This is a genomic window from Shimia sp. FJ5 (assembly GCF_032918335.1).
GTDB lineage: Bacteria > Pseudomonadota > Alphaproteobacteria > Rhodobacterales > Rhodobacteraceae > Shimia > Shimia aestuarii_A.
In genome coordinates, this window is record NZ_JAWJUV010000001.1 from 1,204,374 (window position 1) to 1,217,838 (window position 13,465).

At 62.3% G+C, this 13,465-nt stretch carries 17 protein-coding genes; 1 reads left to right on the plus strand and 16 read right to left on the minus strand.

Annotated features, from left to right (window positions below; translation table 11 throughout):
• Positions 1-5 precede the first annotated feature (5 nt).
• The 16 genes from R1W01_RS06040 to R1W01_RS06115 all read right to left on the minus strand — a co-directional run bounded on the left by R1W01_RS06040 (position 6) and on the right by R1W01_RS06115 (position 13,253).
• On the minus strand, positions 6-233 hold the full coding sequence (locus R1W01_RS06040; RefSeq protein WP_317275095.1) for a tail protein X: 228 nt from the start codon (positions 231-233) through the stop codon (positions 6-8).
• Positions 221-652 carry a phage tail protein gene (locus R1W01_RS06045; protein ID WP_317275096.1) on the minus strand — a complete coding sequence of 144 codons (432 nt, stop codon included), beginning with the start codon at positions 650-652 and terminating at the stop codon, positions 221-223. The genes R1W01_RS06040 and R1W01_RS06045 overlap by 13 nt, the downstream gene beginning before the upstream one ends.
• The gene (locus R1W01_RS06050) at positions 652-3,090 is read right to left on the minus strand and encodes a phage tail tape measure protein (protein ID WP_317275097.1); all 2,439 of its coding nucleotides are present in this window, start codon (positions 3,088-3,090) and stop codon (positions 652-654) included. Before R1W01_RS06050 ends, R1W01_RS06045 begins: the two co-directional genes overlap by 1 nt.
• Positions 3,091-3,198: 108 nt before the next feature.
• Complete coding sequence (locus R1W01_RS06055; RefSeq protein ID WP_317275098.1) at positions 3,199-3,516, minus strand: phage tail assembly protein; 318 nt, start codon at positions 3,514-3,516, stop codon at positions 3,199-3,201.
• 8 nt (positions 3,517-3,524) lie between these two features.
• Positions 3,525-4,061 carry a phage major tail tube protein gene (locus tag R1W01_RS06060; RefSeq protein ID WP_093321578.1) on the minus strand — a complete coding sequence of 179 codons (537 nt, stop codon included), beginning with the start codon at positions 4,059-4,061 and terminating at the stop codon, positions 3,525-3,527.
• Positions 4,062-4,072: 11 nt separating this feature from the next.
• Positions 4,073-5,320, minus strand: a complete 1,248-nt coding sequence (locus tag R1W01_RS06065) for a hypothetical protein (protein WP_317275099.1) — start codon at positions 5,318-5,320, stop codon at positions 4,073-4,075.
• A gap of 40 nt (positions 5,321-5,360) precedes the next feature.
• On the minus strand, positions 5,361-6,167 hold the full coding sequence (locus R1W01_RS06070) for a hypothetical protein (protein WP_317275100.1): 807 nt from the start codon (positions 6,165-6,167) through the stop codon (positions 5,361-5,363).
• Between the two features lie 4 nt (positions 6,168-6,171).
• Positions 6,172-6,342, minus strand: coding sequence for a hypothetical protein (locus R1W01_RS06075; protein WP_317275101.1), 171 nt, complete (start codon positions 6,340-6,342; stop codon positions 6,172-6,174).
• A 22-nt stretch (positions 6,343-6,364) separates the two neighbouring features.
• Positions 6,365-8,671 carry a hypothetical protein gene (locus R1W01_RS06080; RefSeq protein ID WP_317275102.1) on the minus strand — a complete coding sequence of 769 codons (2,307 nt, stop codon included), beginning with the start codon at positions 8,669-8,671 and terminating at the stop codon, positions 6,365-6,367.
• Between the two features lie 3 nt (positions 8,672-8,674).
• Positions 8,675-9,934 (minus strand): phage tail protein I, encoded by a 1,260-nt coding sequence (locus R1W01_RS06085; RefSeq protein ID WP_317275103.1) that lies wholly within the window; start codon positions 9,932-9,934, stop codon positions 8,675-8,677.
• A gap of 10 nt (positions 9,935-9,944) precedes the next feature.
• Complete coding sequence (locus R1W01_RS06090; protein WP_317275104.1) at positions 9,945-10,832, minus strand: baseplate J/gp47 family protein; 888 nt, start codon at positions 10,830-10,832, stop codon at positions 9,945-9,947.
• Entirely contained in the window at positions 10,829-11,254 is a 426-nt protein-coding gene (locus tag R1W01_RS06095) for a GPW/gp25 family protein (RefSeq protein ID WP_317275105.1), read from the minus strand. The genes R1W01_RS06090 and R1W01_RS06095 overlap by 4 nt, the downstream gene beginning before the upstream one ends.
• A 9-nt stretch (positions 11,255-11,263) precedes the next feature.
• Complete coding sequence (locus R1W01_RS06100) at positions 11,264-11,476, minus strand: hypothetical protein (RefSeq protein WP_317275106.1); 213 nt, start codon at positions 11,474-11,476, stop codon at positions 11,264-11,266.
• 13 nt (positions 11,477-11,489) lie between these two features.
• Entirely contained in the window at positions 11,490-12,029 is a 540-nt protein-coding gene (locus tag R1W01_RS06105) for a phage baseplate assembly protein V (protein WP_317275107.1), read from the minus strand.
• 1 nt (position 12,030) lies between these two features.
• A complete protein-coding gene (locus R1W01_RS06110; RefSeq protein ID WP_317275108.1) occupies positions 12,031-12,843 on the minus strand; it encodes a hypothetical protein in 813 nt (270 codons plus the stop codon).
• Positions 12,840-13,253 carry a hypothetical protein gene (locus R1W01_RS06115; RefSeq protein ID WP_165809763.1) on the minus strand — a complete coding sequence of 138 codons (414 nt, stop codon included), beginning with the start codon at positions 13,251-13,253 and terminating at the stop codon, positions 12,840-12,842. Before R1W01_RS06115 ends, R1W01_RS06110 begins: the two co-directional genes overlap by 4 nt.
• Positions 13,254-13,279: 26 nt before the next feature.
• Between R1W01_RS06115 and R1W01_RS06120 the strand changes: the two genes are divergently transcribed.
• Positions 13,280-13,462 carry a hypothetical protein gene (locus tag R1W01_RS06120; protein ID WP_317275109.1) on the plus strand — a complete coding sequence of 61 codons (183 nt, stop codon included), beginning with the start codon at positions 13,280-13,282 and terminating at the stop codon, positions 13,460-13,462.
• The last annotated feature ends 3 nt before the right edge of the window (positions 13,463-13,465 follow it).

Here is a 13,465-nt window from a genome sequence, read left to right on the forward strand (position 1 = left end):
CTTCCTCACCAAAGCCGGATCGGATCTAGAACCTGCTGCTCCCGCGGGATCGGAATGGGCATGTCAAAGCTCGTGCCCATCGGTAGGGTCTGGCCAAGGTCGGCAAGCCCAGGGTTCAGATCATAGATCGCCTCCACGAGCCCCGGCATGGGCCGTTTGAATCGGCGCCAGACGATCACCGACACGGTCAGCCCGTCGCCTTCCACGGTCACGGTTTCGATCACTTGGTCCATAGGAGCACATCCGCCAGAAGAGAGAAGAACGCCCCCGCACTTGGCGCGCTGGCCCGTTTCACGGTGATGTCGACATCGATCACCTTGCCGACGCCATTGCGCCCCAGATAGGAGGCGCCCTCGGTCACCGAGAGGATGTTGACCCAGCCCATCAAGACCCCATCGCCGCGCATCATATATTGCGGGCGCCCCGAGGCGCGGGCTTGCGACAAAAGCGTCAGCTGGCCCATGCCGCCGAACTTTTCTGGATAGAGGCGCGCCTTGATCGTCCAGCTTTCCGGGCCTTCGCCCACATATTCGAGGATGGGCCGCGCTCCGAGCACGGGCTTTTCGGCAAAGCCGGCCTCGGTGCCGTGGCTATAGCCATCAGTGTTGAAAGGCAGGATTTCGAATTGGACGGGTCCGAGCATCATCAGCATCAGGCAAACCTCAGCCCGGTATCAGCATAAACACCCCGGAAGGCTTCGCGGATCTGATCGCGCAACTGGCGGGTGATTTCTGCCGCAAGCTGCTGAGGATCCGCTGTCGCGCCGGTGATGGTGATCGGCACATTCACCGAGACCTCCACTGGTCCCGCACCGCCCATGCTTCCCGCTGGGTTTACATAGCCATTGCGATTGGCGGTGATGAGTTCCGGCCCACGCTCGCCCACAAGGTAAGTCCCACCGCGCGAGATCGGCCCGCCAGCAGCGCGTGTCCCATCAACCCCGGAAAATTCATCCACTGCCACGGCTGGGGCTTCATTCCCACCGCCGAGCCAGGCCGGCATCGAGGGCCAGCGGATGATGTTCGTCAGATCAATATTGCCGATCGCCTCGACGATGCGGCTTGGGATACCCCGGATCCAGGCAATCAGCTCTTCGAACTTGGCGACCATCCCGTCCCAGAGTGCCTGGATCGCCTCAATCCCCTTGTCGTAAAGCCCAGTGACGAGCCCGGCAAAGACATCGATGATCCGGCCGGTCAGATTGGCCGCGTTCTGCGCAATGCGGGCCTGCTCCTCTTCGGAGAGCACCTCCTGCTCGAAAAGCCCTGAACTGAAGAACCCGGTGATCGCATCCACCGCCGCCCCGAGGGCTGACCCGAGCCCCGAGAAGGCGCCAGAAATGGCCTCGGTGATCGGCGTCAAGAAGCTGAGCTTTTCGCCGAGCCAGTCCAACGGGCCCTGCAGGCGTTCGGAGATCGCTTGGCCGACGCCAGACAATGTTGCCGTGATCCGATCCCAGTAGCGGTAGATCGTGAAGCCTGCCGCAGCAACGACCGCAGCCACAGCGGCAAAAGTCGCCCAAACCGGTGCCGATATCGTTGCCACAGCCGCCCCGATGGCGGCAATGCCAGAGGACAGCGCTCCAACACCTGGGACTGCGAGCGCAACCCCAGTCAAGCCGGCGCGCAGTCTTCCCAGTGTCCCGAGGGGCTGTCCGCCCATCGACGCCAAAGCCGATTGCAGCCCGATCATTTCTGTGGCGGCTGTTCGCGCGCCAATAGCCGCACGTCCGATCGTGTTGTAACCGGCGGCAATCATCGACAGCACACCGCCGCGGCCCAAGAGGCCGGCAAATTGCAGCGCCGCCATCGCGCCTTTGAAAGCGATGACTGCCGCGGTGGCCCCCACCACGGCGAGCGTCACCTCGGGATAGGCCGCAGCCAGCTCCGAGATCCGCAGGATCAGCGGCGTGATCGCCTCCGCCAGAGACGTGATCGCGGGCATCAGCGCATTGCCAATGTTGACCTGCAGCTCGGTCAGCACGTTCTGAAAGCGCTGCATATTGGCCTGGAACGTGTTGTTGCGCGCTTCGAACTCAGCAAAGGCCGATCCAGCGTAATTCGCGCGGTCGCCCACCATGCCAAGCGTGTCTTCCACAAGGCCGAGGTTGGTCAGGAGCGGGCCCAAGGCGCGCGCCTCATTGCCAAAGAGCTGGCTTGAGATGGCCGCCTGCTGCTCGCGCGGGATCTGGCTGATGCGGCGCAGCACATCGAGCGTCGTGCCCACCGCGTCTTCCTGCATGCGCCGCGCGACGGCTTCTGCATCAAGCCCCAGCTCTTGGAACGCCTCCCTTTGCGCCCGCGTGGCTGCGGACCCGCGTGTCAAGGCCGCCCCCATATTTCGGAAACTTGTCGCGGCGACCTCGCTTTGGGCGCCGGCCGCCAGCATCGCCGAGGCAAAGGCTGAAGTCTCTTCGGCCGAAAATCCAAACAGCGTCGCTTGCGCCCCAACGCGGCGGACCACATCAAGAATATCGGCCGCACTAGAGGCCTGGCTGTTTGAGAGATGGTTCATGGCATCTGCCAGGGAGGCCGTCTCGTCAATCGTCAGCCCCAAGGCCGTCATCAGGTTGGCCATCGAGGCCCCCGCCTGATCGGCGCTGATGTCGAAAGCCACGCCGATCCGCGCGGCGGCATCGGTGAAGCGAATGAGGTCTTGCCCGGCAATACCTGCTTGGCCCGCGGCAGCGGCAATTTCCGCGAGGCCCGTTACGGCGATGGGAATGTCGCGCGAGAGGGCAAAGAGATCCTGTTGGAACTGGCTGAAGCCCTCCGGCGTCGGAAAATCCACCACTTTGCGCACATCAGCCATGGCGCTTTCAAACGCGGACGCCGCCGCGATCGGACCGCCGATGGCTTCGCGCAATGCGTAGAAGCTGGCGGCCGCATCGACCAAGCCACCCCGCGCAGCCGCAAGGGATCGGTTATTGCGCGTGATCGCAGCATTAAGCCGATCCCCGAACGTCATCGGCAGACCGTTGTTTTCCCGGATGCGGGAGGAAATGCCGGCTAGCGCACTGGCAGCCTGGCGTGCAGGGCTCGTCACGCGATCGAGAAGCTCGATCACCAACTGGGAGGTCAGCGTTGCCATGGGGTTCGGTTCACTTCGGTATTGCGGCGCGCGCCAAACGTCGGGCCTCGGCATGCCAGAGCACCAGCTCCGGCCAGTCCATGTCCATCAGATCGGTGATCGGTGTGTTCAGCCAGTGGGCAGTTTCGGCTGTGATGGTGCGCCAGTCGCGGATGCCGTGCCCTTTGGGAAAAAACCCGCGATCACCTCGGAGATCGCGGTAAAATCATCCGTGTCCATCTCTTCTATCGCCTCGCGCGGCAGATCCGTCAAAACAGCGGCCATCAGAATGCCCTGTTCCAACTGATCCTCAATCCCGGCCAGGGCGTCCTGCAGGGTCTTGAGGTCCTTCACTTTCGGTTTCTTAACGCTGATCTCTGTCAGAGTCTGATCGCCCAAGGTGATGGGTGCCGTGAGCGGTAGGCGTTTATTGCGATGCTGAGGCATGGGCCCTCTCAAAATCCGTTGGGAATGCGCAGGATGTTGCGTTCATCCGCGTTCTGGGAGGTTCCATCCACGCGCCAATCTGCGGTGAAAAAATCCCAGTAGAGTTTCTCGACCCCGCCAAAATGCAGCTCGTAATGCAGGATTTCCGAGATCGAATAATCAAAGCCCTGCATTTCGCCGCGCTGGAAGGCTTCGGGGTTTGCCGCGCCAAGCCGGCCTTCAAGCACGGCTTTGGCCTCGATGGCCTCGCCCGTCCGTTTTGAGCGGATCGAGCCATAGGCGGTGAACTTCTTGCGCGAGGCAGCGCCAAGCCCGAACTGGGTCAGAAGATCTGGATCCCAGCCCGCCAGCTTGAAGCTCGCTTCAAGCTTCTGAATGCCGACGGCCACCTCGATCTGCACCCGCGAGCCGCCCGGGTGATAATCCTGAAAGCTTTCCTGCAGATTGGGCAGCTGCAGCTCGGTCAGCGTCAGGTGCTTCGAGGCCGTCGGGTCCTCATCGCCGCAAAAGAGGTTTGCGGCTTCCATGATGTAGATATTACTCATATTGTGTTCCCTCAGCCGGTGATGGTGCCGACCTGCGCGAGCAGGTCATCCAGAAGCGCATCGAGCGCCGGGCGGTAGCGGGCGGATTGAATGCCGAGATAGCGCAGCACCGGCGCCTCCTCGGCCGCAAAGCTGACGGTGAAGCGGCCCTGGCGCAGCTCTTCCGGCGTGTTCTGATCGCGGGTGAACTTCAGCTCAAAGCCCAGAATGTCGCCATCGGCCTTGAGGTTGCGGAGCCCCGTTTCCATCGTGTTCAGGATGGCCTGGATGGTTTGGCCGGTGACGTTAAAACGCCCGAGATAAAACCGCAGGGTCCGGAGCAGCATCAGGTGGATAAAGTCCCGCCCGCGGGTGACGTTATAAAACCGCCAGAGATCATCCTCGCCGGCATTGTCGGTGCCAACAAAGATGAAGCCACCCTGGCCAATGGCGCTTTCAACGCCCATTTCGCCCCTCAGGATGACGCCGATATTCGCCGAGAGCAGTCGCTGTCCCTCAGTCGCGCCATCGGTCAGCGAGAAGTTGATGGGGCGCGAAGGTCCGACAATCCCCTGCACCGGCTGGTTGGCCCAAGAGTGGAAAGGCCTGCCTTGCTTTTCGTGGTCACGGCGGACGCCGATGCCGATGATGGCGGGCGATGCGGGTTGGACCACACTCACACCCTCGGCGTAAACCTTCACCGCCGGATCGACGGGAATGAGGCGAGACGAGGAGATGGTTTCGCGCCAGTCAATGGCGTCCTGCTCGGAGGTAGCCGGGCCGTCGACCACAGCATGGGCGAGGAGCTTTTCGCAGATGGGCGGCAAGGCCGCGCAAACCGGGTTTGCCTCAGCCCCTGTGCGCTGGCTGGTGAACCCCGGTGCGCAAAGGAGCCGCGGGATCATGCCAATCTCGGGCCCTGCGCGTCGGAAGGCAGAAAGGCCCGTCAGCGCACCATCGCCCACGACATTGGCGATCGTCGCCGCGTTATCGACACCTTCCTCAACACGAACCAGGACCACCTTGGCGGCGACTTGGAATTCGCCAAGCTGCGCATTGAGCAGAACCAGCGCGTCTTTGAGCGTGCCCGCGTCCCCGAGCGCGGTCAGCTTGGCGGCATCGTCGGAATAGAGAAACACTGGGTCATCGGCGGGAAAAACCGATGCATCCGCATCCGGCGCAGTGCCGATGATGCCGACCACCGACATATCGCTCCAGACCGGTGGGCGCGGCTCATTGTCGATCCGTGTGATCGAAATCCCGAAAGTTGGGTCGGACATGGCTGTCCCTCCTCAAAAATGTCAGGGCAAAAGGTGCTGGTCAGTAGGACCCGCCATCCACCGTGGTGATCTGCGCCTGCAGGGCATCGAGTGTGCTTTGCAGGTTTGAAACCTGGGCAATCGTATGCCCATGGCTACTGGCCGCCTTGCTGGCGAGCTGAGCGGTCAGCGTCGGAATATCGCCGATCCCGAGCGCCACCGTGCCGGTTTGGCCATTCACCGAGGACACCGGGCCGTTTGCCAGAACGCTTTCAGCCACGGCCGCGGCATCGGCCGCATCTTGAGCTGCCTGCTGCGCCAGGAGCAGCGTATTGGCCACATTGGCGGCGGCCTCGATCAGGGCCGTGGCGAGACCCGCGCTTGCGGAAATCACCCAGTCATTGTGTTCCGCAGCGCCGATCTCGCCGTGCATGGCGATAACCTCACCCGCGAGCCCGCCGTTTCCGCGCGCATAAGCAGCCACCCGAAACACTGCCCAGTCGTTCAAGCTGTCAGTGCCACCCCGGGAGATCACCACATAGGGCGTGGGTGCGAAAAGCGCGCGTGCCGGTGTGTCATCGATCTCAAAGGTGGTCTCGAGCCCCACCGTGAGCGTCAGCGGCGTCGAGGACGTGGCCACCAGAAACCCGTTTTCTGCGGCGGCAGATGCTGTGGCCAGCGCGGGCCCCAGCACCTCATTCACCCGAGTCAGGCCCAGCGTGACCAGATTGTCGGTCGCCGTGCCAATCTGCGCGAGCTGCGTGTTCAAATCCGCAAGGCTTTCGGCAATCAGGCGATAGCGGCGGTTGAAGAAGTCCCGATCGAGATCCTGATTGTCGCGCACGCGTAGGTCTTCAAACCTCAGCATGGCATCAGCCTTTCTTCAGCGGCTCAGATGTCGCGATGGCCTCGGGATGATCTGCCGATAAGCTGTCGAAGATTGCCGCCGTGACGGTATAGCGCGCGCCCGGCCGAAACTGGACGCCGGCAAATTCAAGGGGACGGTTCACCGTCACCCGGTAATGGGTCGGTTTGGAGGCCATGAGGCGTGTTTCCTTGCTGGTATTAGCTTTGCGCGTATTCGATCAATTCGCTGACGAGAAACGGCACGGCCGCGCTGACGGTCGAGCCGACAATCTTGACCGCATAGGTGCTGACCGAGGTCACATTGAAAATCGAGGTCCGCCGCACCGTACCATCAGCCAAGACCACGTCTTCAACCACATCTGCCGCCTCAGTGCCGGTGAGACCCGCACCCGTCAGCAAGGTGATGGTGCAATCGTGGTTTGCCTCTTCGAAATGCTGCAGGTCGGTGACCACCTTGACGCTGGTTGTGGGCGAGCCAAGCGTGCGCGCCTCGGACAACCAGGTAAAGGCCGTCTTGGGGCGCGTGGCGACAGCCTGCGAGCCGGTCAATCCAAAGCCAGGCATCAGGTCGGTGGTGCCCGTTAGCGTCACTCGCAGCGGCAGAATGCCGGGCAGCCCAGATAGATCAGGACCGTTGGCCTCGCCATCAAGCGCCACCCAGGCCCCGTTCACTTGCACCTCGATATCGGTTCGGCAGGCGGGCGGTGTCACGCCCGGGTGCAGCACGTCGAGATCGAGAATGCCGCCTGCCAGCTGCAGGGCCGTCAGTTCAACCGAGAGCCGGGTGCGCTCAAACCGCGCGAAGTAAAGCCGCATCTTCATGTCATCGACGAGATTACCCGCGAAAAAGGCGCCATCGGTTGAGACAAAGAAGGTGCCTTGCACCACCCCGTTGTCGGTATTGGTCATGGCCACATAGTGATCACCGGTGGTGACCAGCACGATGGCATAGCGACGCCCCGCCGTCAGGAAGGTCGGTGTGATTGGCAGCTTGGTTTCCACCAGCGACGGCAGGCCCACTTCTGTGGAAATCGCCCCCACCTGAATATCCAGAACCGGCAGGGTCGTGCGCGAGATGACCCGGGACAGATCAGGCATGCCGAAGGCGGTCTCGGTGACCAGAACCGTCACATCACCGGCCGCGGCCTTGCGTGAGAAGTAGAGCCCCACTTGGCTCAGCCAGCCGTCTTGGGAGTTCAGGAAGGTCTGCGCCACCTGCTGGCCATTGATCGTGGCCGTGGTCGTCACGCGGTCCCAGTATTGCTCCTCATAGGTGTCGATCCAGAAACGCCGCACCCGGATCCAGTGCACATTGCCATTGGGCACCCGCGCGCCGTTGGGCATGCGGTCCGGCAGGCCATTGGTGACCTCCCAGGTCTCGCCTGCGCGGCGGAAGACATTGCCCGCGAGATCATAGGTGCCCTGACGCCACCAGCGGCTATTGGTGCAAACCACCATGGAATTGCCATAGCGCCGCCGCGTGCGGGCGCGCGTGAGCTGGCGGATGTCTGTGGTCTCGAAGGTGTATTGCGCAAGCCGGGTTTCAGAGGCGTAGCCCGTCAGATCAAGCCGGACGCCATGAGCGTATTTGGGCAGAACAAAGCCGCTGTTATTGGCGATATAGACATTGTTGGGGTTCAGAAGCGCGAGCTCTGAGGTTTCCGCCCCAGCCCGCGGGAAGCGAATGCCTTCCTCGACCACGGCATCGAAATCCGGGTGATCAACGTTCGACCCCTCCGCTGTCAGGAAATGGTTGGTGCCGTAGTAGATATAGGCGCCCGGCGCATAGACTTCGGTACGCAGCTCATCGAGCTGTTCGGTCAGTTCGACGATTTCGGCCTTGGTGGCATAGCCTGCCAAGCGATCCGCCAGCGCAGACAGGTCCGTGCGCAGCGTGTCCACCTGACCGCTGATTTGGCCACGCCAGTTTTCGAGCGCGATTGTGCGGTTTGCAATATTGCGCAGGTTCGGCAGTTGCGTGGCCTGCCACTGTTCGATGGCCACCACGCCGGAAGTGTCGAGGAGCACATAGGCGATAACCGTGACATTTGCATCTGTCGCCGGATAGCTCGGGTCCGGCCCTTCGGTGCCTGCCACCGTGGAAATCTCCGCGCGGCGCAGGCTTTCCATCGCCACGGACTGCGGCTCTGTGGTGCCCGTTTGCGCGTCGATCAGGAAATCCCGCGGCTGGATATCGGTCTCGACCTCTTGGCCGAAGCTGACGATCGCCACGCGTTTGCGGGTCACCAGTGGCAGCACGTTGAAGAGATCAACGATAATGTCCTCGCTGCGCGCATAAACGGCGCCACCAGCGTAGAGCCGGCCTGCGGAGAGCGTGAGTTCCGTGGCCGCGGTTTTCGTGGCAGAAAACCCCGAATAGGCTTTGCCGGCTTCAAGCGCATCGCGCACGATGTGATCCATCGAGGCGCGCCCGAAATCCTGCATGTTGTTGAGATCGGCGGATTGCAGCTCCTGCCGATCGCGGTAGATGACGGTGCGTTCCATGCCTCAAACCTCTGTCAATGCGCCGAGCGTGATATCCCCCACAGCGCGGCGGTCGCCCGGTCGCGGCACGCGCCAGGTCTTTGTGTTGATCAGGACCTTGTCCCGGAGCGATTTGGCGACCATCACCGCCGCACGCGCATCGTCGACCGGCTTGGTGCTGGCAGCCACGACATAGCCATTGACGAACCGGCCCGCTGTGCGCGGATGACGCTTCCCCGTGATGCGGGTCAGCACCTCAGCCGTATAGGGCGGCATCCCAAGACGGGTGTAGCCCAGATGGGTCGAGCGTTTGCGCTCATCGAGCACGCGATCCGGGTCGTGAATGTGCCAGCGATCATAGAGATGCCGCCAGGCGATTGTTTCGGGCAGGCAGGCGCCAGAGACACGCTGCCCCGGGCCACCCGGAAACAGGGACGTCGCCTGCTGCGGGTGTTGTTCAGCGACCTGCTGCGGACGGACATCGATCAGATCGCCCTTGGGCAGGACTGTTGTGTATTGTTCCCGGCCCAGCCGATAGCTGTAGGTCTCGTCACGTGGGATGCGAACGATCCGCTGGCGCACCCCCATGTCGTCGATCAGAAACGCCTGCGCTTTCGGCCGGTCGCCAAGATGAATGGCCGCCGTGGGCTTGGGCGCCAGCACCACCTCGTCATACTCAATCGCGTTGAAGTCCCCAACGCGTTCTGGGGTCACGGTGCGAACCGTCAGAGCGGTTTCCCCGCCCCGGTCATAGAGCTTGGCCGTGCGAATGTATTTGGTCTCAGCAATCGAGACCGGATTATTTGGCCCCGCGAAAGCCGTTCCCGGGCCATCCGGCGCCGACAGAAACCGGGTGTTCCGGCCGGAAACACCCCGCGCGATGAAGGGATAGATCCTCAACTGCGCGAAGCGATCAAGATAGGCCGCGCGTTCCGTCTCGGTCAGCGCCTTTGACAGATAGGTCTTGGCCGGCGGCACGATGAAGCGCAGCGCCTCGGCGCCCGTGACCGCAAGCGCTTCGGCTATGGCGGTTTGGGTGCCTTTGATCGCGTGAAACGGCAGCGAACGAGCCGTCCGGGCGCGTTTTTTCTCCTCCGGCCAATCCTTGTCCCAGAGATCGACCGATAGGCCCCAGGCCAGCCAAGGCAAATGGGGCGCCGGAAACGCCGCGGGCTGGACCAGTTGGCGAAGGCCAATCGGCAGATCAGCGATACGCGCCCCGGTGAGATCGACGGCCTCCTCGAAGGCCGTTCCGTTGTCGGGCAGCAAGGTTTCTTGGGCCATCGCGGCGCTCCTACGCGTCGCGCAGATCCGCGACCGTGATGGTGATAGACTCCACGGCGTAGACCTCGGTCGGCCCCAGAACGAGGTCAGCCGCTGGCGAAATCAAATCCACCGAATGCACACCTTCCTGGTGCAGCTTCGAGAATATGGCTGAGCGGCGCAGGTTCATGCCCAACATCCGGTTCGTTTCCACCCAAGTGGTCAGAGCGGCAACCGCGCGATCGCGCACCAGATTGCCGTCAGGGCCAGGATAAAGCGTCAATGTTGCGTTGATCGTGACCAGATGCACAGTCGGCCCCAGGACCTCGACCATGTCAGTGAGCGGTCGGACGTCATTATTGATGAGCGCCAGACGGACGGTTTCGCGTTCTTCGAGGCTCGGTACTGGGTCATCGCCCGCGCGCAACATCGTCAAACGGACCCGACCCGGCTTTGTCATGATCGCCGTGGCATCCCGCGCCCATGGGGCGGCACTGAGGGCGTGATAAACGTAAGCCCCCTCGGGTCCCGCAACCGAGAATGCATCCGGGGCCAACTGCACGCGTCGACGCAGGCGCGCATCGTCTTCAGAAACCAACGCCCCGGTCTCGTCCTCGATCTGCATCCGGGCTGTGGCAAAGAGAGCCGCCAGGTGATCCAGGTTCGACCCGTAGGCCGAGGCCAACAGCACAGACCGGGCTGCATCATTGATCCGCGCGCGCAGAAGTATCTCGCGGTAGGCAAAAGCCTCGATGAGCTTCCGCGCAGGCTCGCTTTCAAGATCGATGACGCCGGCGATGTCGGGAAATCGCGCAACCAGATCGTCACGCATCTCTCTGACGATGGTCTCGTAGTCCAGTGTCTCGATCACATCAGGCGGCGGCAGACCGGCCAGATTGATGGCGGTAAAGCGGCTCATGTGAGGGCCTCGCGGGTTTCGATCAGGACGCCATCGGGATTGGCATAGGCATCGATGCGCCGCGCACCCTCCACGGTGTAATCGCCAAACATGGCCCGAGGCCGATATTCACCCTCGAGAAAGACGTGCAAGGCACCCGCGCGTGTGACCTCGACCACCTGGATGCGGGTGACCCGGTAGCGCGGCTCAAACTGCTCGATGGCCGAGGTCACCGCCGCGAAAAAGGGCGTTACCTCATTGGGGCTGATTGTGCGCCCCAGGAGATGCGGCACGAAAGACCCATACCATTCCCGCATCACCCGGCTGCCGAACCGTGTGGTGAAGATATCCTGCAGGCTTTGAACCACATGCGGCCAGCCCTCCAAAATGCGGCCTGTCGCGGCATTCAGCCCGACCGACGGATTGGGGGAACGGCTGGCCATGGTTCAGGGTTACTCTGTTGCCTCGGGAGCGTCGGGTTTTGTGGTGGGTTTTGCAGGCTTCGTGGCCTTTGAGACTGGTTTGACATCCAGTGCACGCAGAGAACCGAGGCGGACCTCGTGTTCGGCCTGTTTTTCGGTGAGGGTCAGGATCGTCCCAACGCCCGTGTTGGTTTGGCCCGCCACAAAGCGGCCGGCGGTTTCGGTGATGGCGAAACGTGGCATGGGATCGTCCTTCTCAGTTTGCGGGGGTGCCCGTGACCGAAGGCCCGGACAACACGCCGCTATGGATATGGCTGTCGCCGATATTCTTTCCGTTGTGGCGGACCTCGCCGCCGGTGATTTCAACGTTGGCGCCGTCAACCTTGAAACGCACACCGCCAACGGCAATCTCGAGGCTGTCTTCAGCCAAGGTCACGGTGACATCGCCGAAACTAAGCACGTTCTGGTCCACCGCCGTCGAGGGTGACGGGTTGGCATTTGAATGAGACAACGGAACGGCGACTGCCTGCTGGAAATCGCCATTAGGCGACATCGCGGTGAATTGTTGCCCGACGCTAGGTGGCGTGTGGACCCGCAGGGCGCCCGAGAATTGTGCATAGGGGATCCACGGCGACAAAAACCGCCCCGACGTTCCATGCGCAGGGCCGAAGTCCAGCCGGATCCGTTGGGTCTCGGTATCAACCTCGGCCACAGTGCCATGCCGCATCATGCCCGAGAAGCGGCGTTCGAGTTCGGCGATGCGCGCGGCCAATTCCACCAATTCGCGGATCGCCATGTCAGATCGCCTCAGCCGCAGTCATTGACGCATCGATCAACGTGATGCGCTCGCCTTCCTCGTCGAAGATGACCGCATCCATGGTCACGGCATGACCCTGGTTATCGAGCGTGGGCAAAACGCCCAGCTGATCCATGACCTCCAGTGGTACACCCAGCATTTGCGCCGTGCGCGCCCAATCGGTGAGGCTCTCGCCTTCGATCTGCTCGCGCAGCATGGCCGCAATTGGCGCTAGCGTCTGATCGGCCTCCATCAGTGCAAGGACCTCGCCCCAAGCGGTGCCGGGCGGAATATCTGCCCCCACCGTTGGCGTATCAACGAGATCACAGGTCAAAACCAGTTGACGGGCGGCGAAGCGCACACCGTTTTCGGACGAGGCACCGCGACGTGAAAGCCGCCGGGACACGCGGGGGACCAGTTTCATCCAGGCGCGCGCCCAGGCACTGTCATCGCGCGTCAGCGAGGTGATGACCTGATGCTCCATCATGTCGAGCGTCAGTTCCATCCCCTCATCTGTGTGCGGAATGGCGATGGTGATCTGGCCGCCCTGACCGTCACGGGCAGGCACCTCGACCCGCGCGGCGATGGCAAGTTCGATGATCAGATCGCAACGTTGCGCGCCCCCAGCAAGATCGCGACCAGTAATGTCGGCCTCGTGTTCATCCGTGGTCAGCACCAGAAGTGGCTGGCGGTTTTCGGCGATCGTCTGATCAATTGGATCGACCGCGCTGTCGAACACACGCGCGCCCGCAAGGGTTCGCTCCCGGAGCGCGCGGGCCGCAGCCAGCCGCATAACAAGACGGCTCAGGCTCATGAGGTTTCATCCTCTCGAACAAGAATCAGGGTCAAATCGCCCAGATCTGATGTAGCAACCCTTGAGATTGCATAGATCGGCTGGCCACTACGGGCCGTCAGAATGAGGACATCGCCGGTGATCGGCAGCCAGGGCAGCTGATCGATCTGCGGCTTTGCGAACCAGAACTCGGCAGCCGCGGCCGACAGCTTGGTCGTGCCCGACATTTGCCCACCACGCGCTTGGCCACGGAGGTCCTCCTGCACCGGGCCAGCCGAGAAGATGCCATAGGTCATTGCCTCGGGGCGGTCTGGATCGGCGGTCCGTTCCGCGTATTGCGTGGACACACGCGGGCGCAGAAGGGCCGGTTCGGCGAAAACTCCATTGACTGCATCGCTGGCATACGCATCCAAGTCATTGAAAAGAGACATGATATCACCGTCACAAGGAAATGCAGATGGAAGACACGCCCATCAGAACCGCCGAGAAGCATCGACAGGCCCTTCACCAGATCGAAGGGCTATGGCACGCCGCCCCCGATTCACCCGACGAAGTCAGGCTTGAAAAATTGGTGGCCGCGGTGGAAGCCTATGAAGCGCGAAACTTCAGCGGATGGAACGATAAGCAGACCCAAGGCTGACAG

What these genes read in the sequence shown, in the direction of transcription:
- R1W01_RS06040 (WP_317275095.1), bottom strand. Translation starts at nt 233, where the DNA reads ATGGACCAAGTGATCGAAACCGTGACCGTGGAAGGCGACGGGCTGACC.
- R1W01_RS06045 (WP_317275096.1), bottom strand. Translation starts at nt 652, where the DNA reads ATGCTGATGATGCTCGGACCCGTCCAATTCGAAATCCTGCCTTTCAAC.
- R1W01_RS06050 (WP_317275097.1), bottom strand. Translation starts at nt 3,090, where the DNA reads ATGGCAACGCTGACCTCCCAGTTGGTGATCGAGCTTCTCGATCGCGTG.
- R1W01_RS06055 (WP_317275098.1), bottom strand. Translation starts at nt 3,516, where the DNA reads ATGCCTCAGCATCGCAATAAACGCCTACCGCTCACGGCACCCATCACC.
- R1W01_RS06060 (WP_093321578.1), bottom strand. Translation starts at nt 4,061, where the DNA reads ATGAGTAATATCTACATCATGGAAGCCGCAAACCTCTTTTGCGGCGAT.
- R1W01_RS06065 (WP_317275099.1), bottom strand. Translation starts at nt 5,320, where the DNA reads ATGTCCGACCCAACTTTCGGGATTTCGATCACACGGATCGACAATGAG.
- R1W01_RS06070 (WP_317275100.1), bottom strand. Translation starts at nt 6,167, where the DNA reads ATGCTGAGGTTTGAAGACCTACGCGTGCGCGACAATCAGGATCTCGAT.
- R1W01_RS06075 (WP_317275101.1), bottom strand. Translation starts at nt 6,342, where the DNA reads ATGGCCTCCAAACCGACCCATTACCGGGTGACGGTGAACCGTCCCCTT.
- R1W01_RS06080 (WP_317275102.1), bottom strand. Translation starts at nt 8,671, where the DNA reads ATGGAACGCACCGTCATCTACCGCGATCGGCAGGAGCTGCAATCCGCC.
- R1W01_RS06085 (WP_317275103.1), bottom strand. Translation starts at nt 9,934, where the DNA reads ATGGCCCAAGAAACCTTGCTGCCCGACAACGGAACGGCCTTCGAGGAG.
- R1W01_RS06090 (WP_317275104.1), bottom strand. Translation starts at nt 10,832, where the DNA reads ATGAGCCGCTTTACCGCCATCAATCTGGCCGGTCTGCCGCCGCCTGAT.
- R1W01_RS06095 (WP_317275105.1), bottom strand. Translation starts at nt 11,254, where the DNA reads ATGGCCAGCCGTTCCCCCAATCCGTCGGTCGGGCTGAATGCCGCGACA.
- R1W01_RS06100 (WP_317275106.1), bottom strand. Translation starts at nt 11,476, where the DNA reads ATGCCACGTTTCGCCATCACCGAAACCGCCGGCCGCTTTGTGGCGGGC.
- R1W01_RS06105 (WP_317275107.1), bottom strand. Translation starts at nt 12,029, where the DNA reads ATGGCGATCCGCGAATTGGTGGAATTGGCCGCGCGCATCGCCGAACTC.
- R1W01_RS06110 (WP_317275108.1), bottom strand. Translation starts at nt 12,843, where the DNA reads ATGAGCCTGAGCCGTCTTGTTATGCGGCTGGCTGCGGCCCGCGCGCTC.
- R1W01_RS06115 (WP_165809763.1), bottom strand. Translation starts at nt 13,253, where the DNA reads ATGTCTCTTTTCAATGACTTGGATGCGTATGCCAGCGATGCAGTCAAT.
- R1W01_RS06120 (WP_317275109.1), top strand. Translation starts at nt 13,280, where the DNA reads ATGGAAGACACGCCCATCAGAACCGCCGAGAAGCATCGACAGGCCCTT.